Here is a 19,343-nt window from a genome sequence, read left to right on the forward strand (position 1 = left end):
ACCGGGCGCCGGCGATGGACGTGATCAGCCGTGCTGACCGCTCGCCTGGTCGTCCTCGAGCCCCATGGCGAGCTGGATCCAGGCCGCCGCACAGGCTCTCGCCAGCGCGCCGAGGTTGATCCGGGAGTGCGGCGGGATATGGCGCAGCGGGAGCGGGATCTCGTCGGTCAGCAGCACCCGCGGACCGAGCCAGCGCAGCAGCATCCGGCCGGACTCGGTGTAGCACAGCGACGGATCGCGCTGCATGGTCTTGAGCAGCGACCGCAGCTCGTCGGAGGGGTCCGCCTCCGGCAGTTTCACGGTCATCTGCCGGTCCTCCGCCCGGTCGGCGCGGTCCGGCCGGGTCCGCCGGTCCAGTACCGGGTCTTCGCCGGCCCGCAGGCGCGCTCGGACGCTCCGCGCGGTCTCCACGGAGATGCCGGCGTCCTTCGCGATCTGGCGCAGGGTCGCGTCCGGGTGGCTGGCGATCAGCTCGGCCGCGATCCCCCGCCCGGCCGCGCCGTTGATCGGCCGGACCCGGCCGTCCCGGCCGATCCGCGCCTGTACCGGCGGGCCGTCGATCTCGCGGCGCAGCGATCCGATGGTCTTCGCCGCCAGACCGGCGGTGAGGGCGATCGCCCGGTCCGACAGCCGCGGCTGGGCGCGGATGATCCGCACGGCCGCCGCACGCCGATCGGCCATCGAGAGGGGCATGCCGTGTGACACGTTGAGCCGGACGGCGAGCAGGAACGCCTCGTTGTCGTCGCCGTCGAACAGCTTCGCGGAGATCTCCCGCTCGCCGCGCAGCCGGGCGGCGGTGAGCCGGTGCGCCCCGTCGATCACCCGCATCGTCCTGCGGTGCACCACGATCGGTGGCAGGCTCGCTTCCGTCTGCGCCAGCGATCTCGCGTGAGCCATGTCCACGCCCGCGGAGCGCGGCGAGTCGGCGTCGCGGACCGCGGAGATCGGCAGCCGTACAACGGCGTTGTCCCGGGCCGGGACCGGCTCGGCGGACCTCTGGCCATCGGTGGACGATCGGGGTTCGCCTGGGGATCGAGAGGTGTTGACCGACACTGGGGAGCCCCCGTTCGTTGTCACGGCCACGGCCGGCGAGCGAAGGCACGGCCTTCACTCATCCTGACCTTGCGGCCGGACGTACGGGATTCACCTATTTTGGGGTCAACGACTCACTCGGCGGGCGTGCCCAGGAAGCCCAGGCGGCGTACCTCCTCCACGCCGCCGGCCAGCGGCACCGGATCGGCGCCGCGCGACAGGGCGGCGAAGAACTCCCGGCGCGGCACTGGCCCGGCATTGAGCCGCCTGCTCGGCTCGCTGTCCCACTCGACGTCCAGCAGCGTCACACCGGTGCCGGCCAGCCGGCACTCCATGTCGAGCAGCGCCACCTTCGAGGCGTTGGTCTGCCGGTGGAAGCAGGTGTCCAGGGTGAATACCGTGCCGACGCCGATACCGACGGCGCCCCCTACCAGCTCGTCGCCGTCCCAGACCTCGACGCTGTGGGCCCAACCCAGCTTGTGCAGCTCCACCATGCACCCGCACAGCTCGTCGGTGAGCCACTCGGGAGTGCGGTTCGCGCGGCACTCGGCGAGCACCCGGTCGAAGTGCTGGTTCGCGGTGGTGGTCCAGCGCAGCCGGTTGCGCAACAGCCTCATCAGGCTGCGTGGCTTGGCGAGCCGCCCGTACGGGACGACCGGGCGCGGGTCCGGTGACCACCAGGTCAACGCGAACGGATCGGGGAGCGGCGAGTCGAGCACCGCGGTCGTCCCGGCCGCCACCGAATCCTCGTACAGGAAGTGGTTCACCTCGGTCTCGGCCGCGGATACCGCCGGCATCGGAAAGGCGCCGTGCCGGTAGCCGGCGAGCACGGTCGCCGGGTCGAGGCGGCCACCGATCGCGGCCGGCGCATCGCCCGGGGCACTATCCATCGCAAGACCGTCCCACACGCATCCCTCGCAGCGAAACACATGTCGATTCTGGCCCCCGACCACCGACCGACGGGACCCCTCATGACCGCACCCTCGACAGAGAGCACCTTCGAGGCATCGGCGCGGTGGCTGCGCCGGCCGCGTCCCTGCCACGACCCGGCGACCCGTCTGGTCTGCCTGCCGCACGCCGGCGGCACCGCCAGCGCGTACGCTTCCTGGGCCGCCCGGTTGCCGGCCCGGATCGAGCTGATCGCCGTGCAGTACCCCGGCCGGCAGGACCGGCTGGCCGAGCCCTGCGCGCGGTCCGTCCAGGAGATCGCCGACGCGCTCGTTGCGGCGCTGGCCCCCTACGCCGACCGGCCGCTGTACCTGTTCGGGCACAGCATGGGCGGCCTGGTCGCCTACGAGGTCGCGGCCCGGCTGGAGGCCGGCGCCGGGCCGGGTCCGGCGGGCCTGTTCGTCTCCGGCACGCTCGCCCCGCACCGGTTCCGGCCGCCCCGGGAGGTGCTCGACGACGCGATCATCGAGGCGGAGATCCGGGCGTCCGGCTGGACCGATCCGATGGTGTTCGAGCACCCGGAGCTGCGCGAGCTCGTGCTGCCGGCGCTGCTGGCCGACTTCCGGGCGGTGCTGTCCTACCGCCGCCGCGATCCGGCGCGGCTGCGTTGCCCGATCGTCGCCTACGCGGGCAGCGACGGTACCGCCGACGTGCCTGCCCAGCTGGCCTCCTGGGGCGAGCTGACCTCCGGCCGGGCCGCCTGGCGGCGCTTCGACGGCGATCACTTCTACCTCCAGCCCCGGGAGGCCGAGCTGGTCGCCGACATCCTGACCCGGATGTCTAATTGGGGAAATGCCTCAGTTAGACGCCTGTGAGCGAAGGAGGAAGAACCGTGGCCGATTCGGGTCTCGCCGAGCGGTACCGCTTCGCGCCGGACATCCTCGCCGCGGTCCGGGCGGCGTCCCGACCGGACAACTGGCACGGCGTGCTGGAGGCCGTCGAGCATTGGACCTGGATCGCCGTCTGGTGCGCGGCGTCGGTGCTGGCGTGGCGGCACACCCCCTGGTGGCTGGGGGTACCGGTGTGCATCGTGGCGATATTCTTCATCGGCGGCCGGCAGCGGGGCATCGCCGGCATGCTGCACATGGCCACGCACCGGGCGTTCATGGCCAACCATCGGGTCGGCAGCGTGATCGGGGCGGTCCTCGGCGGATATCCCGTGCTGCAGAGCTACACCGGCTACCGGGCCTCACATCTCGGCGAGCACCACGGCCGACTGGGTGACCCGGAGCGGGACCCGGACTACCGTCAGTACCGGGACAACGGGCTGTGCGGGGACGACCTGAGCCGCCGGGCGCTGCGCCGGTACCTGTGGCGCGTCATAACGCCCCGGGCGACCGCCTCGTACGTGCTGTACCTGCTGCGGCACCGCATCATGACAGCCAGCGAGCACCCGGCCGAGCGGGTGCTCCGGGTGACCCTGCTGGCGGCGGTGCTCGCCTGGGCCGTCCTGGGCGGCTGGTGGCCCTGGTTGCTGCTGCTCTGGTTCGTGCCGCTCGTCACCACGCAGGTGTGGGTCGGCGCGGTGTCGGAGCTGATGGAGCACTTTCCGCTCATCGAGACGGCCCCCCGGATGGACATCTACATGTCCTGGAACCGGGTCTACGGACTGGGCACCCGGTTCCTGCTGGGTGAGAAGGACGGCGAAGGCTTCCACCTGGTCCACCACCTGTACCCCCGGACGCCGATGTGGCGGCTGCGCGAGGTCGACGCGATCCTGCGCCGCGACCCGGTGTACGCGGCCCTGCCCCGGCTCGGCGGCGCCCTGGGTGGCCTGGAGCAGATCTACCGATCGCTGCCCCCGCGGCGGGACCACACCGGTCCCGCGCTCGCCCACACATGACCAGCCCAGTCGTCGTGGTCTACACGGCCGGGGCGCCACGCCGATCGAGCTGGCTGCTGCGTACCACCCCCCGGCCACGGTATCCCCGCCGCCCGGAAACTCCCCACCTGATTCCCAATCGGGGATCTGATGTCAAGCCTGGCTTGACCTGGGTTGTGTTGGTTAGAGGATCGCTGGTGGGGAAGGTCGCCTCGCTTGTCGGCGCTTCACGCGTCTGACCTGACATGTCCCGCGTGGACTTGCTGAGGGGCCTTCCCCACCTGCGTCTTTCCTGACCGGCGGCGGGCGCGGACGTTCGCCGGGACGGTCCACCGCAGGGTCCGGGCGTGGCGTCCGGGATCGGCCCACCGTCAGGCGTCTTCACGGGCGGTGGCGTGTTCGGCCAGCTCGGCCTCGATCGCGCGCAGCAGCCGGACTTCGTCACATGACCGTCGCCGGCGGCGTGGGGTCAGACGATGCGCTGGACCCAGCCGAACTCGTCCTCGGCCCGGCAGTACTGGATATCCAGCAGGGCGGAGCGCAGCGACATCGTCACCCGCCCCGACCCACCGTCACCCACGACGATCTCGCCATCAGCGGACAGCAGCCGGGCGATCGGCGTGATCACTGCCGCCGTACCGCAGCCGAACATCTCCGTCAGCGCACCGCTCGCGGCGTCGGACCGGAACTCGTCGATCGAGTACAACCGCTCCTGGACGGTGAGCCCGCGGTGCCGGGCCAGGGTGATGACCGAGTCCCGGGTGATACCCGGCAGGATCGTGTCGGTCAGAGGCGGGGTGACCAGCGTGTCCCCGAGCACGAAGAAGACATTCATGCCGCCGAACTCCTCGAAGTGCCGGTGCTCCGTGGCGTCGAGGAAGACCACCTGCTCGCAGCCGTGCCGCATGGCCTCAGCCTGGGCCAGCAGACTGGAGGCGTAGTTGCCCCCGCATTTGGCCGCACCGGTGCCGCCGGGGCCCGACCGGTTGTACTCCCGCTCCAGCCAGATCGAGCACGGCTTGGCCCCACCGGCGAAGATCGAGCCGACCGGCGAGGCCAGCACCAGGAACCGGTACTCCAACGCCGGCCGCACCCCCAGGTACACCTCGGAGGCGTACTGGATCGGCCGCAGGTAGAGGCTGGACTCCCCGCTGCCCGGAACCCAATCCCGGTCCTGCTCGATGAGCACTCGCAGCGAATGCACGAACAGCTCCGGCGGCAGCGGCGGCATCGCCATGCGCTCGGCGGACCTGGCGAACCGCGCGGCGTTGGCGTCGGGGCGGAACATCACGACCCCGCCGTCGGGCGCGCGGTATGCCTTCAGCCCCTCGAAGACGGACTGGGCGTAGTGCAACACCGCGGTGGCCGGGTCCATCGAAAGCGGGGCATAGGGCTCGAGTCGGGCGTCGTACCAGCCCTTGCCGTCGGCATAACTGATCGACACCATGTGGTCGGTGAAGGTCCGCCCGAAGCCCAGGTTCGCCAGCAGCGCCTCCCGTTCGGCCACGGCGACGGGGGTGGCGTTCGGTCGAGTTGCGAACTCAAGGCTGCTCATGAGCTTCACCCCCGGGATGTGCCAAGGTGCGATCTTGCCTGGCCGGAAGCATACCGTTCGCTTCGGCCGCCGCCAATGCCGTGACACCGTGCGGTCTCGCTTTGGCTGGTCCCCGAAAGCAGCGACAAGCGTCCGGTTGATTCGCTTTGCTAGCGTCGGCACGTACCTTTGATCAACTCACCGCATTGGCCATCTTTGATCAACTCCTACATTGGCCGTCTTTGATCACTTCACTGCATTGGCCGTGCGCCGGTGCCACCATGGACGACGGAAGGAGGTGCTGACCGACCAAGAGGACGGCTGCCGGCGGCTGCGCCGGCAGCGACCGGCGCAGAGATCCAGTCGTCGAATATGGACGAATCGCAAACCGGGGGGCGAAATGATCCGCACCGACATTCTCGCTAATTCACCCATCTTTGTCATCGGCCTGGTCGACACGCTGACCAAGGCCGGCATCAAGGTCGTCGCCATGCGAACCTCGCCCACAGTGGACGCGTCCTGCCTCGCGGACGCAGCTGTGATCGACGTTGACGCGCTTCGGATACCCCACGACCTGACGCATATCACCGAGGTGGCCAAGAGCGCGGCGGTCCTGGTCCTCGGCAACTCGGACTGCATCGAGGCCGAGACGTACTTACGGGCCGGAGCGTTGGGCGTCGTGAGCAAAATGGAGTCCTGCGAAGGCATCATCGGCGCGATCCGGGCGGTGACGTCCGGAAGCCGCGTCTGGCCGACCGAGTCCGGTGGCGAGTCCACCGCGCTGGACGCCGACATATCGGGCTACAACCTGTCCAAGCGCGAGGCGCAGGTGCTGCGGCAGATCTCCCGCGGCCTGACCCACAGTCAGATCGCCACCCGGTTGTACATCAGCCCGCATACGGTCGACACCTATGTCAAGCGCATCCGGGCCAAGCTCGGCGTTGGCAACAAGGCGGAACTCACCCGGGCCGCGCTGCTCGGCCGACCGGCCGCCTAGAGCCGAAACACCCGGTTGCCTCAACAGCCGGAGACCGTGTCGCTCATCAGGGAGGTTGCATGACGCCGCCGGTGACGCGCACCGAATCCATCCCGGGGGCGACGGCTCGACCCTGGTTCCGGTGACAAGACGGCCCAGCCGCCGAACCCTACGGTGTGGCTAACGCGTCGGCTGAGGTCAGACACGTCCGACCAGCGATCACGGTCATTACGAGGAGGAATCACGGTGACTGAAAGCGTTGTCCAAAAGGTGACCCAGGGTCTGACGGCCGAACAAGTCCAGTTCTTCACGGAGAACGGATTCATCGGCCCCTTCGACCTCTACTCCGAGGAAGAGGCTCCGCTGGTCTGGAGCCAGGCCATGATCGATATGGTCACGTCCGAGAACAAGCCGCACGACTCGACCATCATCAATTACGACCGCCATCTCGACTGTGAAGCGCTGTCCCGGCATATCGCCCAGCCGGCGATCGTCCACAAGCTGCGGAGCCTCATGGGCGAAGACATCATGTGCTGGAAGACGCACATCTTCGAGAAGGAGCCCGGCGACTCGGGAACGGGCTGGCACCAGGTCGAGGCATTCACTGTGTACAACGAGGCGGAAACCGTCTCGTATCCCTCCCTGCGCTACACCGAGGAATCCACGGCCGCCACGCAGGAGCTGACCGTCTGGACCGCCTTCTCCGAGGCGGACAAGGAGCACGGCTGCCTACGCTTCCTGCCCGGCAGCCACAAACAGTGGTACTACGACGAGAACAAGCCGATGACGTACAACGTGGAGAACAAGGCCCACGACTTCTTCGGCTACGACTACGCGGAGCTCAAGCTCGACAAGGACTGGGATCCGAACAGTCACGAGATCGTCGACATGGAGCTGAAGCCCGGCCAGTTCGTCATCTTCCTGGCCAAGTGCGTCCACGGCTCGCGCCCCAACACGAGTGCCACCAGGCGCGTGGGGTTGGCGTCGCGTTACGTCTCGCCGTCCGTGCGGGTCTACGAGCACATCGACCGTCTCAGCGGGTTCGGCGACTCGATCGACCTCGACTACCACGGATGCGTCCTGGTCTCCGGCGACGACAAGTACGGGCACAACCGGATGTACTCGGAGAACCTCAACGGCTTCCCCTTCCCGAAGGTCGAGTCCGATGGCCACTGACGACCACCGGCAGAGGTTCGCCGAAATCCTCGCGACGCAACCTGTCGGCGACGGTCTCACCCACGAGCAGATCGTCCGGGCGCAATCGCGGCAGGAACTGGGCATCAGCTCGCTGAACATGATCATCGTGCTGATGAACTACATCAAGAAATACACCGACGGCACCATCACAGTCCGCGCGGAATGGGTCCCCCGGCTCAACGACATCGACGACATCGTCTCCGTCCTCCAAGAGATCGACGCGATCGGCGTCGAACCGGCTCGGCCCTGACGTCGCCACCCCGCCGGACCCGGCAATCCCAACCCTCTGCCGATCGAAGGGAACCATGATCTCGGATCACGACGACATCGGCATCGGCTCATTCACGTGCACCTTCGGCGATGTGGAAGGCAAGCCGGAGAACATCCCTGATTTCGAGGCCCTCTGGGAGACCGTGTCGTTCGGCACCGACTTCCATGAGATGGGATGTACGACGTACCGGAAAATGTCCGGGCCGGTCGAAGACTATGTCGTGGACGCCGTGCGCCGAACCCTCCGGGACGCCGGCGTCGCCGCCGCGGACATCGACCACCTTGTGTTCGCAACCAGCGACCCGACCTTGGCTCTGTTGCCGTCCGACTTCGCGGGCCGAGTGCTACTCGCCTTGGGAATGGACAACTGCGTCCCTCATGTCATTTCCTATCAGCGGTGCTGCAGCTCGCTGACCGCGCTTCGGCACGGTCAGCGGCTGTTGGCCGATCCGGAGGCGACCCACGTGGTGGTCGTCGCCGTGGACTTCGTGCCGCACGACCGCGACCGGGTGCTCCCCTACGCGATGTTCGGTGACGCGGCCGCGAGCTGCCTGCTGTCCCGCCGGCCGGGACTCGTGCGACTGGTCTCGTCCGCGGTAAAGATCGACCCGGAGGGATTGCGCGGCCGCGACACGTTCGTCTCGCGCCAGGTCGTCGCCGAACGGACGCTGTCCGCGGTGCTCCGGGCCGGTGGCCGGCAGCAGGCACAGATATCCAAGGTGTTCGCGGCCAACCTGCACAAGCCGCTGACGCTGTTCAACGCGACATCCGTCGGTCTGCTGCCGGACACCCTGCACTTCGCCGACACGCTCGCCGCCTACGGACACTGTGGAAACGCCGACTGGATGATCAACCTGGCCGATTATCACGAGCGGTTCGGCATTCAGCCCGGACAGACGTATATGGCGCAGTCCCTGGCGCCGGGGTTCTACGCCTGCGGACTCTTCGAAGGAAGCGCGCAGTGAGGGGGTATCTGTCCACAACGGATTGCATCGGACCGATCGCCCTACCGGACGGCGTGCTGGAAACCCTGCACTCCCTCGCCCGGGCGGCCGGCGTGGACAACTTCGACCCGCTGTCCCTCTGCGCCGGTGTACTGGCCGAGCGGCTGCCACGCCCGGGAACCCATTGCCGCATCCTGGTCACCCGGGGGCCGGTCGAGGCGATCGTTGGGGCGACCGGCGCCCCGGCCCTGTCCCTGAACTTCCGCGAGGCGCTCCGGCAGGCCCGCCGGCCGCGGTACACCATCGTGCCCGGACCGGGGGGCGACGACGCACCGGTTGTCGTGACGATCCTGCTCGACCGGGCCGGCCAGCAGCTGTACGTCGAGACCATGACGGACTCGTCCGACCTGCCCACCGCGCAGGCCTGGGCGCGCTCCTTCCTGCAACTGCTGACCAGCATGGCGAACGAACCCGATCGGCCGATGCGCGACCATCCGCTGGTCGGCGCCGAGGAACGCGAGCGGATCCTGCACGGCCTCAACCCACAGCGCGACCCGGATATCCGATACCGCACGATGGCCGAACCGTTCCAGGCGCAGGCGGAGCGAACCCCGGACTCGGTCGCGTTGCAGGACGAGAACGGGGACACGGTCAGCTACCGGGAGCTGAACGAGCGCGCGAACCGGATGGCTCACCACCTGCGCGCGTGCGGTGCCCGCCCGGGTACTCGGATAGGCGTCTTTCTCCAGCGCGGCATCCACCAGGTTGTCGCGTTCTACGCCGCGGCCAAGACCGGCGCCACCTACGTTCCCCTGGACGCCGACCTGCCGGACCAGCGCATCGCCCTGATGCTGGCGGACTCGGCGCCAAGCCACGTGCTGACCGACCCGGCCTGCCGCGCTCGCCTGCCCGGCGGCGCGTGGGAGATCCACGACGTCCACGCGGAGCGCACATGGTCCGGCCGGCCCGCGACGAATCCGGATCTCGACGGCGGCCCGGGTGACGTGGCCTCCGAGCCGGTCCACATCCTCTACACGTCGGGGACGACCGGCCGCCCCAAGGGCGTGGCCTCCCGCACGGCCGGCACCCTGGCCAACGTCTTCTGGATGCAGCGCCAGTACCCGTACCATCCCGGCGATACGGCCCTGTACAAGACCTACACCGGGTTCGACGTGCACATCTGGGAGATCTTCTGGCCGCTCTACCACGGGGCGCGGTTGGTGATCTGCCGGCCCGGCGGCGAGCGCGACCCGCGGCACCTCGCCGGGCTCATCCGGGACCACGACGTGTCGATGATCTTCCTGGTGACGACGCTGGTGCCGGCTTTCCTGGACGAGATGTCTCGGGTCGGGGCCCACGCGCTGCGGTGGTTGGTGTGCGGCGGCGAGTCGATGAGCCCGCGGATCCCGGCGGCCTTCCACGCCGCGCTGCCCGGCAGCACCCTCGTCAACGCCTTCGGTCCCACCGAGGCCGGTTCGGTCACCGACAACGTCATCGAGCCCGGCTGGGACGGCGTCGTCGTTCCGGTCGGCCGGCCCGCGGACAACTTCCGGGCAACCGTCCTGGACACCAACCTCGATCTTGTCCCGGTCGGCACACCCGGGGAGGTGTACATCAGCGGTGTTGTCGGCCTGGCGGACGGCTACTGGCGGCAGCCGGGCAGGACCGCGGAGCGGTTCGTCGCGGATCCCCACGGGCCGCCGGGGTCGCGGATGTACCGCACCGGTGACCTCTGTCGGCTTCGCGAGGACGGCGCGCTGGAGCACCTCGGCCGGATCGACCGGCAGGTCAAGATCCGTGGCCTGCGGATCGAACCCGGTGAGGTCGAGGCGGTACTGGCCGCTCACCCCACGGTCGGCGACTGCGCGGTGATCGCCCACGGGCCGCCGCCCCTCCTGCTCGCCTTCGTCGTCCCCGCCGGCGGGCGCACCACCGCCGACCTGGACCCCGCGGCGCTCCTCGGACTCGCGGCCGGACTGCCCCGCCAGATGCGGCCCGCGCAGGTCGTGCCCGTGGACCGTCTTCCGGCGACGGTGAACGGAAAGCTGGACCACGACGAGCTGATCAAGATCTGGCAGGCGTCGACCGAGCCCGAGCGTACGGTCGTGCCCCCCGCCGACGAGCTGGAAGCCACCCTCGTCGAGATCTACCGGCGGGTCCTGGGGCGGTCGCAGATCAGCGTCCTGGACACGTTCGTCGAGCTCGGCGGCCACTCGATCCTCACGCTCCGGCTGCGCGACGAGTGCCAGGCGATCCTGCGAACCGCGCCCGACGTGACGAAACTCCTCGACGGGACGTTGCGCGACGTGGCCGCGACGATCCGCGACGGAGGGCGCCGACCCGAGACGAGATCCGGGTTGGCCGGATGAAGGACAACACATGAGATTCGGGATCCAGATCGTCCCGGAGGACCGTTGGCAGACGGCGCGCGTGAAGTGGCGCCGGGCCGAGCAGATGGGGTTCGATCACGCGTGGACCTATGACCACCTGAACTGGCGGGCGTTCCGCGCGAAGGACTGGTTCACCTTCGTCCCGACGCTGACCGCGGCGGCCATGGAGACCGAACGGATCGGGCTGGGCGTCCTGGTCGCCTCGCCCAACCTGCGACATCCGGTGTACCTGGCCAAGGAAGTCGCCGCCATCGAGGACATCTCCGGCGGCCGCCTCATCCTCGGTCTCGGCGCCGGTGCCGAGGGCTTCGACGCCACCATGACCCGCCGGACCGCGTGGAGCCGGCGGGAGCGGACCGAGCGGTTCGCGGAATACGTGCGGCTCACCGACTCGCTCCTGCGGCAGCCGGTCACTACCTTCGACGGCCGCTACTACGTCGCCGACGAGGTTCATTCGTACCCGCTGTGCCAGCAGCGGCCCCGCGTCCCGTTCGCCGTCGCCGCCGGCGGGGCCCGCGGAATGCGCTTGGCGGCCGAGTACGGCTCGTACTGGGTGACGACGGGCGAGCCCAACCGGGTCGAGAGCGCGCCGTACGAACAGGCGCTCCCCATCGTCCGCCGGCAGGTGGAGGCGCTCGAGAAGGCCTGCGTGGAGGTCGGCCGCGACCCGGCCACGGTGGCCCGGTTGCTGGTCTGCGGCCCGTCCGTGGGCGGTGTTCTCGAGTCGCCGACGGCGTTCTCCGATGCGGCGGGCCGATTCGCCGAAGCCGGCATTACAGATATCGTCGTGCATTGGCCCCGGCCCAGCGAACCCTATTCGGGAAACGTGGAGATCCTGGAGAAAGTGGCCGAGGATCTGGATCGTCACCGGAACACGTGACCTGCGTACCAAAGCGGGAGTCGCCTAGCGTACCGGAGGAGCCCCGAATTCGGCTGAGAGGGATTGCGTGATCCGATGCGAACCCACTATGTAGCGGACACCCCACTCGATGACGTCCGCCTCGCCAAAGACCTCGAGCACAGCGATTCACTCCCGTGGTCCGAAGCGCACAGCGACTACCTTTCCCGCGGCGCCTATAAGAGCTGCATGCTCTGGACCCCGGGCGGAGCCGATGGTGACGGAGTGGTCACCAAATACGATCACCACCGGCCCGGCGCGTTCACGGAGTACGGCAACCAGCTTCCTTATCTCCGCGAACTGATCAGCACGGTTGTCGATCTGGATCGGCTGAACTTCGTGCGGCTGGCGAAGGTGCAGAACAGCGTGGCCCTGCCGCACCGGGACCTGCTCGAGCTCAGCGACATCCCGGACGACACCCGCAACGCCCACCGGGCGCACATCCCCCTCGCCACCAACGAGAACTGCTTCTTCAGCGAGGGCAACACCGTGTACCAGATGCGCCGGGGCGAGATCTGGTTCCTCGACGCCTCAGTGATCCACTCGCTGGCGGTGCTCTCCACCGAGGCGCGGATCCACCTCATGCTCGACTTCGTGCACGCGCCGTCCGCAAAGCCATTGATCACGATCCCTGGCCACGGCGCCGACGCCGGCATTCCGGAGGACCGGATCGTCAAACGGCCACCGATCACCGATGCCGACCGCGCCAGCCTATTGCGGCTCGCCGACGTCATGACAATGGAAACGGTCGACGAGATATTCAGCATCGTCATCAAAAAACATTACCGGTACGACGGTGGCGACGACTTCGTGTGGAGCACGATGACTGACATCGCGCGCGCTTGCGAGGACACCGAAATCCTCCGGCACATCGAGGAGCTGCGTCGCTATTTCACCATCGAACGGTCCCCCTACGCATAACCACGCGAGCCGCCGGCGGCCCGAGAACTGCGGAACTCCTCCGAAGACAGGAAAGAACCTTGGCCCCAACCACATCTGACGTGGCCGCGCCGGGCAAGCCCTCGGCCCGCCCGGTTCCGCTGACCGGGGCGATCGACCACGTGGGCATCCAGACGATGGACCTGGAGAATGCCGTCCTCTGGTACCGGGAGTTTCTCGGCGGCACGGTCTCCTGGGAGATGAGCGGCGGCTTCTCCGACCTGAGCCGGCGGCGGCTCCCCGGCCTGACCCGCGTGGTCGAGGTGGCCGTGGGCGACATCCGCCTGCACCTGTTCACCCGTGACCGCGGCACGCACGGGCCGCCGGCCGGCGAGGTGAACCAGTTCCAGCACCTGTGCATCCGGGTCGACACGCCGGAACAGCTGCGACTGTGGCTCGGCCGGTATCGGGAGCTGTACGAATCGGGCCGCTTCACCTTCGCTCGCGCCGAGCCGGCCACCGAGATCGACATCGACGGTCAGGGCATGCAGAGCTTCTACGCGTACGACGTGAACGGCCTGGAGCTCGAATTCACCTACCTTCCGGATGCCTCCGAGGGAACGGATGCCGCCGATGCACCTGCTTGAGGCACCGGCCGTCGTCACCAGCCTCCCGTCCGGTGCGGTATGGGAGTTCGGCGGTCATCCTTACGGGCTCGAGCCGCTGGCGCTGCCCTCCCGATGGGTACCCGGAACGATGTCCGTGGACCCGATGCGGATCGAGGACCTGCGGGAACGGCTGGCGCACGCGTCACCCGCCTCGATCCGCGACCTGCGTCCGGACAGTACCGAGGACATCGATCGTCTGTTCTGGTTCCGGTGGATCACCGCCCACCAGACCACCTTCCTGCTGTGGCAGATGCTCGGGGCCATCCTGCGGGAGAGCGAGGCCGAGCGGGTCGACCACGAGGAGCTCGCCACGCAGGCGCGATTGCTGGTGTGCGGCTATTCGCTGATGCTGATGTACGGAAGCTCCGCCCCCCGGCACATCTACGGACCGGTCATCCGGATGCCGATGGCCCGCCAGCACGTCAATCTCACCGGCGCCTGGGCCCGCGACTATGCAGCGGTCCGGCCGCTGATCCGGGGCAAGGTGACGATCGGCTCCGGCACCGTGGCGGAAGCCCTGCGCCACGAGTGCGAAGTCAACGAGCAGGTTCACGAGGGAATCCCGGACAAGGTCCTGTCCTCGGGAGAGGTGTCCTTGCTGCAGAGTCCCAAACCGAAGGGCCGGCAGCAGATCTCCCGGGACACCTTGATGTGGCTGTACGACGGCATCTTCCTGACCAGCCGGGCGGCGGCCGTCTCCCAGCTCGCTGTCGCCAGCCAGCTGATCCGCCGACTGCACGCCATCTTTCTCGACGTCACCGCGAACGGCCTGTACCCCTCCTTCGCGCCGAGCGCGCACGAGGAACCGCCCCGCCTGCGGACCCCGGAGGTGATGCGACGCAAGGCGGGACTGACGGACTGCGTCCTGGAGATCCTGAGCCTCGTGAGCGCGCCGGCCACCCAGACCCACCATCGAGAACGGTCCGGACCAGCTCCACGATGCGAAAGTTGAGGAAGACATGACCGCCGCGACAACCCACCTGTCCAAGGAAGCACGATACTGTGCGGATACCTTCAACGGTGCCGTGGCCGCAGCCGCTCTCGGCGCGGCCTGGGACATCGGCTTGTTGGACGAGCTCGCCGACCGGGACGCTGTCGATGTACCCGAGTTCACCGCCCGCACCCGCACCCACCCGCAGGCGGTTCGCCGGATCCTTGTCGCGCTGTCCAGCCGCAGGATCGTGGTCGTCGACGCCGGGACGGACCTGGCCCGACGCGGACCGGGATTCGACGAGGCGTTCCGCACCAGGGGCTTCTTCTACTGGCTGACCAGGGGCTGTGGCGAGCTCTTCACCAATCTCACCACCCTGGTTCGCACCGATGAACGCTCCGACCGCCAGATGCGCCGCGATTCGCGGGCGATCAGCGTGGCCTGCCGGAGCATCGCCCGCAATTTCTTCGACCCGCCGCTGCGGGATCTCCTCGACGGTATCGACTACACGACCGTCGCCGATCTCGGCTGTGGCAGCGGCGATCGGATCATCATGTTGGCCGAGCGGCGACCCGCGATCCGGGCCATCGGCGTCGATATCGCCCCGGGGGCGTTGGCGGTCGCGGGAGAAGCGATCCGGGATGCGAACCTGACGGACCGGATCACGCTGCTCCGGGATGATGTGCTGAACATGTCGCCGAGGCCGGAGTACGCCGACGCCGAACTGGTCACCTGTTTCCTCATGGGGCACGACTTCTGGCCTCGGGACAACTGCGTGAAGACACTGCAGAAGCTCCGAGAGACCTTCCCCAACGCGCGGAACCTCCTCCTCGGCGACACCTGTCGGTCCGTCGGCGTCGAAGGCCCGGACCTGCCCATGTTCACGGTCGGCTTCGAGACCGTGCACGCGATCATGGACCAGTACCTGCCCACGCTCGACGAGTGGTACTCGGTGATCGATGAGAGCGGCTGGCATCTCGCTGATCAGCGGCTCATCGAACTTCCCGCGTTCAGCTTCATCTTCCACCTGACCCCAGCCTGATCCGTCATCGACGCCGCCGTATCCGGAGGAACACCCATGGACGTCCCTTCCGCAAGCTCCGCAGTCGCGGCCGCCGCTCCGGCCTCCCGAATGGATCTTCCGCTGTTCCGTGAGATTCCCGGACATTACGCACCGACGCCGTTCTACCTGACCGACGACATGTACGGCGGGCTGTGCTTGGAGCTGGCCGGCGGCGAGCTCAGCGACAAGGTGGGAAAGCCGGTGGCCGCTCCGCATACCCACGAGTGTCCCGAGATCTATCTGCTGCTGTCACCGAATCCGGGCGGTGGCGTGATCGAGGTGGTCGCCGACGGACGCCACCACACGCTGACCTCGCCGGCGACGTTCTTCATCCCGGCCGGTACGGTGCACCACTTCGTCACCCGCAAGGCCGAACCGGGCACGTATTGCCTGGGCTTGCTGCTGACCGGGTCAGCCCAGCGATGACCGTCCTGCGACCCCAGCTCACCGGTACCTCCGGCGCCGTGGCCTCCACGCACTGGTTGGCGTCCGCCGTCGGCATGAGCATCCTCGACCGGGGTGGCAACGCCTTCGACGCGGCGGCGGCCGCCGGCTTCGCCCTCCAGGTGATCGAGCCGCACTCGAACGGGCCCGGCGGCGACGTCGTGATCTCGGTCTACCCGCGCTCGGCCGGCGTGGTACGCGTCATCTGCGGACAGGGCCCGATGCCGCAGGCGGCGACCATCGAGCGGTTCGGCGCGCTCGGCATCGAGCAGATGCCCGCGGCGGGCCTGCTCCCCGCGACCGTGCCGGGCGCGTTCGGCGCCTGGATGCGCCTGCTCGCCGAGTTCGGCACGATGCCACTGGCCACCGTCCTGGAACCGGCGATCGGGTACGCCTCCGGCGGCTACCCGCTGCTGCCCGGCGCCGCGGCGACGGTCGCGGCGATGGCTCCGCTGTTCCGGACGGAGTGGACCGCGTCCGCGCGCACCTACCTGCCCGGCGACGCGGTACCGGCGGCCGGCGCCCGGATGCGCAACGCCGCGCTGGCCGGCACCTACGAGCGGCTGCTGCGCGAGGCGCGGGCCGCGTCGACCGACCGGGAGGCCCAGCTCGAGGCGGCCCGGGCGGCCTTCTACGAGGGCTTCGTCGCCGATGCGATCGACAGCTTCGCGCGCACCACCGAGGTGCTCGACTCCACCGGCGGCCGGCACCGCGGCCTGCTCACCGGCGACGACCTGGCGGCCTGGCGGCCTGCCGTCGAGGAACCGTGCGCGCTGCCGTACGGCGACTTCACCGTCTACAAGCCGGGGCCGTGGTCGCAGGGCCCGGTCTTTCTCCAGCAGCTGGCGATCCTGTCCGGCTGCGACCTGCGCGGCATGGGGCTCGGCACCGTCGACTACGTCCACACCCTCGCGGAGGCGGCCAAGCTCGCGTTCGCCGACCGCGAGGCCTGGTACGGGGATCCGGCGCACACACCGGTGCCGATGGCCGAGCTCCTGGCGCCGGAGTACACAGCGCGGCGGCGCTCGCTGATCGGCGACCGGGCGGCCCTCGACCCCCAACCCGGCCTGGTGGGGCCCGGCCAGCCCTGGATCCCGCAGGCCAAACCGGAGCAGCCGGGCGCCGACGAGCCGGACTGGATGACCCAGCTGCGCAGCGGCATACCCACCGTGACCGCCGGGGCGCCGCCGGCCGGCGCCGGGAACACCTGCACCGTCGCGGTCGCGGACCGGTGGGGAAACCTGGCCGTGGCCGTGCCCAGCGGCGGCTGGCTCAAGAGCTCACCCGTGATCCCCGATCTCGGCTTCCCGCTCGGCACCCGCGGCCAGACCGCCTGGCTCGTCGACGGCCACCCGAACTCGCTGGCGCCCGGCCGGCGTCCGCGTACGACGCTGAGCCCCAGTATCGTGCTGCGCAACGGCGAGCCGTTCCTGGCGTTCGGCACGCCGGGCGGTGACCAGCAGGACCAGTGGACGCTCCAGGCGTTCCTCGCGATCGCGGAGTTCGGGCTGGAACCGCAGGCCGCGACCGAGCTCCCCGCCGTCAACATCGACCACTTCGCGCAGTCGTTCGCGCCGCGCGCCTCCCGGCCGGGCGTGTTGGTCGCGGAGCGCTCGCTCGGGCCCGAGGTGCTCGCCGGCCTGGAGCGGAAGGGCCACCGGCTCGACGTGGTGCCGGCGTCCACCCTCGGCAAGGTCTGCGCCGCAGGTGTCGACCCGGATACCGGCTTCCTTCGGGCCGCGACCGGCCCGCGCGGCCGCCAGGCCTACGGTGTGTGCCGGTAGCCATGTTCGTGCCGAGCCACTACCGGATCAAGGACGAGGACTGGCACCGCCGGATCATCGACGGCCACCCGCTCGCGACGCTCACCACGAACGGGACGACCGTTCCCCTGGCCACCCGTCTGCCGGCCCTGGTCGCACCGGGTGAATCCGAGTCCGGCCCGCTGGCCGGCACCGAGATCCTCGGCCACCTCAACCGCGCCAACCCGCACTGGAAGGCGCTCACGGACGGCACGTACGCCCGGCTGATGTTCGACGGGCCGGGCGGCTTCGTCACGCCGGCCGTCTACCCCGGCGACCCCTCCGCGCCAACGTGGAACTTCGCGGCCGTGCACGTCTGCGGCCGCCTCCGGTTGATCCGCGGGCGGGAGGAGACACTTGAGGTCGTCCGGTGGACGGCCGCTCGCCTGGAGGATCGCTTCGGCGCGGGCTGGGACCAGACCGCCTCGGTCGACTACTTCCGCCGGATCGTGCACGGCGTCGGTGCCTTCCGGCTGACGATCGAGTCGGTGGAGGCGCTGTTCAAACTCAGCCAGGAGAAGCCGGCGGACGTGCAGGAGTCGGTGATCCGCCGCTACGAGGCGGATCCCAGCGGCGCGGGCTGGCCGATCGCCCGGCTGATGCGGGAGGCCGGGATGGGCGGCTCCGCCGGGTCGCCGGACGGCACCGAGTCCTCCTGCCCCTTCTGACCTGCCCCACCGCACCAGATACCGATGATCCAAGAACGAAGGGGGTCAAGGTGGCGGAAAGCACGAGCGACCCGGCGATCCGAGGGTTGACGGCCGAACAGGTGGAGTCCTTCAATGCGAACGGGTTCCTCGGGCCGTTCGACCTCTATGCCGAGCAAGAGGCTCCGCTGGTCTGGAGCCAGGCCATGACCGAGATGGTCACGTCGGCGAACAAGCCGCAGGACTCGACCACCATCACCTGCGACCGGCACCTGGACTGCGACACGTTGTCGCGGGACATTGCCCAGCCGGCGATCGTCCACAAGCTTCGCAGCCTCATGGGCGACGACATCATGTGCTGGAAGACGCACATCTTCGAGAAGGAGCCCGGCACCTCGGGAACGGGCTGGCACCAGGTCGAGGCATTCCCTGCGTACACCGAGGAGTCGACGGCCGCCACGCAGGAGCTGTTCGTCTGGACGGCCTTCTCCGAGACGGACAAGGAGCACGGCTGCCTACGCTTCCTGCCCGGCAGCCACAAGCAGTCCTACAACGTGGAGAACAAGTCCCACAACGGCTACGACTACGCGGAGCTCAAGCTCGACAGCGACTGGGATCCGAACAGTCACGAGATCGTCGACCTGGAGCTGAAGGCCGGCCAGTTCGTCATCTTCCTGGCCACGTGCGTCCACGCCTCGCACGCCAACACGAGTGCCGCCAGGCGCGTGGGGCTGGCGTCGCGCTACGTCTCGCCGTCCGTGCGGGTCTACGGCGACTCGATCGACCTCGACCACCACGGATGCGTCATGGTGTCCGGCGAGGACAGGTACGGGCACAACCGGATGTACCGCGAGAACCTCAACGGCTTCCCCTTCCTCAAGGTCGAGTAGGAGCGCCG

At 69.0% G+C, this 19,343-nt stretch carries 19 protein-coding genes; 16 read left to right on the forward strand and 3 right to left on the reverse strand.

Annotated elements, in window-relative coordinates:
• Window positions 1-24: 24 nt before the first annotated feature.
• Both ACIA8L_RS50915 and ACIA8L_RS50920 read right to left on the reverse strand, forming a co-directional pair.
• Window positions 25-897, reverse strand: coding sequence for a ParB N-terminal domain-containing protein (locus tag ACIA8L_RS50915; protein WP_395916682.1), 873 nt, complete (start codon window positions 895-897; stop codon window positions 25-27).
• Window positions 898-1,166: 269 nt separating this feature from the next.
• The gene (locus ACIA8L_RS50920; protein WP_395916684.1) at window positions 1,167-1,922 is read right to left on the reverse strand and encodes a leucyl/phenylalanyl-tRNA--protein transferase; all 756 of its coding nucleotides are present in this window, start codon (window positions 1,920-1,922) and stop codon (window positions 1,167-1,169) included.
• Between the two features lie 81 nt (window positions 1,923-2,003).
• Between ACIA8L_RS50920 and ACIA8L_RS50925 the strand changes: the two genes are divergently transcribed.
• Together ACIA8L_RS50925 and ACIA8L_RS50930 are read left to right on the forward strand one after the other, a co-directional pair.
• A complete protein-coding gene (locus ACIA8L_RS50925; protein WP_395916686.1) occupies window positions 2,004-2,795 on the forward strand; it encodes a thioesterase II family protein in 792 nt (263 codons plus the stop codon).
• 17 nt (window positions 2,796-2,812) lie between these two features.
• Window positions 2,813-3,823 carry a fatty acid desaturase gene (locus tag ACIA8L_RS50930; RefSeq protein ID WP_395916688.1) on the forward strand — a complete coding sequence of 337 codons (1,011 nt, stop codon included), beginning with the start codon at window positions 2,813-2,815 and terminating at the stop codon, window positions 3,821-3,823.
• Window positions 3,824-4,271: 448 nt separating this feature from the next.
• Here ACIA8L_RS50930 and ACIA8L_RS50935 read toward each other — a convergent pair whose 3' ends face one another.
• Complete coding sequence (locus tag ACIA8L_RS50935; RefSeq protein WP_395916690.1) at window positions 4,272-5,357, reverse strand: branched-chain amino acid aminotransferase; 1,086 nt, start codon at window positions 5,355-5,357, stop codon at window positions 4,272-4,274.
• Between the two features lie 211 nt (window positions 5,358-5,568).
• Between ACIA8L_RS50935 and ACIA8L_RS50940 the strand changes: the two genes are divergently transcribed.
• The 14 genes from ACIA8L_RS50940 to ACIA8L_RS51005 all read left to right on the forward strand — a co-directional run bounded on the left by ACIA8L_RS50940 (window position 5,569) and on the right by ACIA8L_RS51005 (window position 19,335).
• A complete protein-coding gene (locus ACIA8L_RS50940) occupies window positions 5,569-6,333 on the forward strand; it encodes a response regulator transcription factor (RefSeq protein WP_395916691.1) in 765 nt (254 codons plus the stop codon).
• Window positions 6,334-6,558: 225 nt separating this feature from the next.
• Entirely contained in the window at window positions 6,559-7,488 is a 930-nt protein-coding gene (locus ACIA8L_RS50945; protein ID WP_395916693.1) for a chlorinating enzyme, read from the forward strand.
• Window positions 7,478-7,759, forward strand: coding sequence for a hypothetical protein (locus ACIA8L_RS50950; RefSeq protein WP_395916695.1), 282 nt, complete (start codon window positions 7,478-7,480; stop codon window positions 7,757-7,759). Before ACIA8L_RS50945 ends, ACIA8L_RS50950 begins: the two co-directional genes overlap by 11 nt.
• Before the next feature lie 55 nt (window positions 7,760-7,814).
• On the forward strand, window positions 7,815-8,744 hold the full coding sequence (locus tag ACIA8L_RS50955) for a hypothetical protein (RefSeq protein WP_395916696.1): 930 nt from the start codon (window positions 7,815-7,817) through the stop codon (window positions 8,742-8,744).
• Window positions 8,741-11,092, forward strand: a complete 2,352-nt coding sequence (locus ACIA8L_RS50960) for an amino acid adenylation domain-containing protein (protein WP_395916698.1) — start codon at window positions 8,741-8,743, stop codon at window positions 11,090-11,092. Before ACIA8L_RS50955 ends, ACIA8L_RS50960 begins: the two co-directional genes overlap by 4 nt.
• Before the next feature lie 10 nt (window positions 11,093-11,102).
• Entirely contained in the window at window positions 11,103-11,993 is an 891-nt protein-coding gene (locus ACIA8L_RS50965) for an LLM class flavin-dependent oxidoreductase (RefSeq protein WP_395916700.1), read from the forward strand.
• Window positions 11,994-12,068: 75 nt separating this feature from the next.
• Window positions 12,069-12,932 carry an aspartyl/asparaginyl beta-hydroxylase domain-containing protein gene (locus tag ACIA8L_RS50970; protein WP_395916701.1) on the forward strand — a complete coding sequence of 288 codons (864 nt, stop codon included), beginning with the start codon at window positions 12,069-12,071 and terminating at the stop codon, window positions 12,930-12,932.
• A gap of 59 nt (window positions 12,933-12,991) precedes the next feature.
• The gene (locus ACIA8L_RS50975; RefSeq protein ID WP_395916703.1) at window positions 12,992-13,537 is read left to right on the forward strand and encodes a VOC family protein; all 546 of its coding nucleotides are present in this window, start codon (window positions 12,992-12,994) and stop codon (window positions 13,535-13,537) included.
• Complete coding sequence (locus ACIA8L_RS50980) at window positions 13,524-14,510, forward strand: hypothetical protein (protein ID WP_395916705.1); 987 nt, start codon at window positions 13,524-13,526, stop codon at window positions 14,508-14,510. The genes ACIA8L_RS50975 and ACIA8L_RS50980 overlap by 14 nt, the downstream gene beginning before the upstream one ends.
• A 229-nt stretch (window positions 14,511-14,739) precedes the next feature.
• The gene (locus ACIA8L_RS50985) at window positions 14,740-15,531 is read left to right on the forward strand and encodes a class I SAM-dependent methyltransferase (RefSeq protein ID WP_395916707.1); all 792 of its coding nucleotides are present in this window, start codon (window positions 14,740-14,742) and stop codon (window positions 15,529-15,531) included.
• Between the two features lie 36 nt (window positions 15,532-15,567).
• Window positions 15,568-15,978 (forward strand): cupin domain-containing protein, encoded by a 411-nt coding sequence (locus ACIA8L_RS50990; RefSeq protein ID WP_395916709.1) that lies wholly within the window; start codon window positions 15,568-15,570, stop codon window positions 15,976-15,978.
• A complete protein-coding gene (locus tag ACIA8L_RS50995) occupies window positions 15,975-17,780 on the forward strand; it encodes a gamma-glutamyltransferase family protein (RefSeq protein WP_395916711.1) in 1,806 nt (601 codons plus the stop codon). Before ACIA8L_RS50990 ends, ACIA8L_RS50995 begins: the two co-directional genes overlap by 4 nt.
• A gap of 2 nt (window positions 17,781-17,782) precedes the next feature.
• The gene (locus tag ACIA8L_RS51000; protein ID WP_395916712.1) at window positions 17,783-18,466 is read left to right on the forward strand and encodes an FMN-binding negative transcriptional regulator; all 684 of its coding nucleotides are present in this window, start codon (window positions 17,783-17,785) and stop codon (window positions 18,464-18,466) included.
• Window positions 18,467-18,516: 50 nt separating this feature from the next.
• A complete protein-coding gene (locus ACIA8L_RS51005; protein ID WP_395916713.1) occupies window positions 18,517-19,335 on the forward strand; it encodes a phytanoyl-CoA dioxygenase family protein in 819 nt (272 codons plus the stop codon).
• Window positions 19,336-19,343 lie beyond the last annotated feature (8 nt).

The organism is Dactylosporangium sp. NPDC051541, assembly GCF_044454505.1.
Taxonomy (GTDB): Bacteria; Actinomycetota; Actinomycetes; order Mycobacteriales; family Micromonosporaceae; genus Dactylosporangium.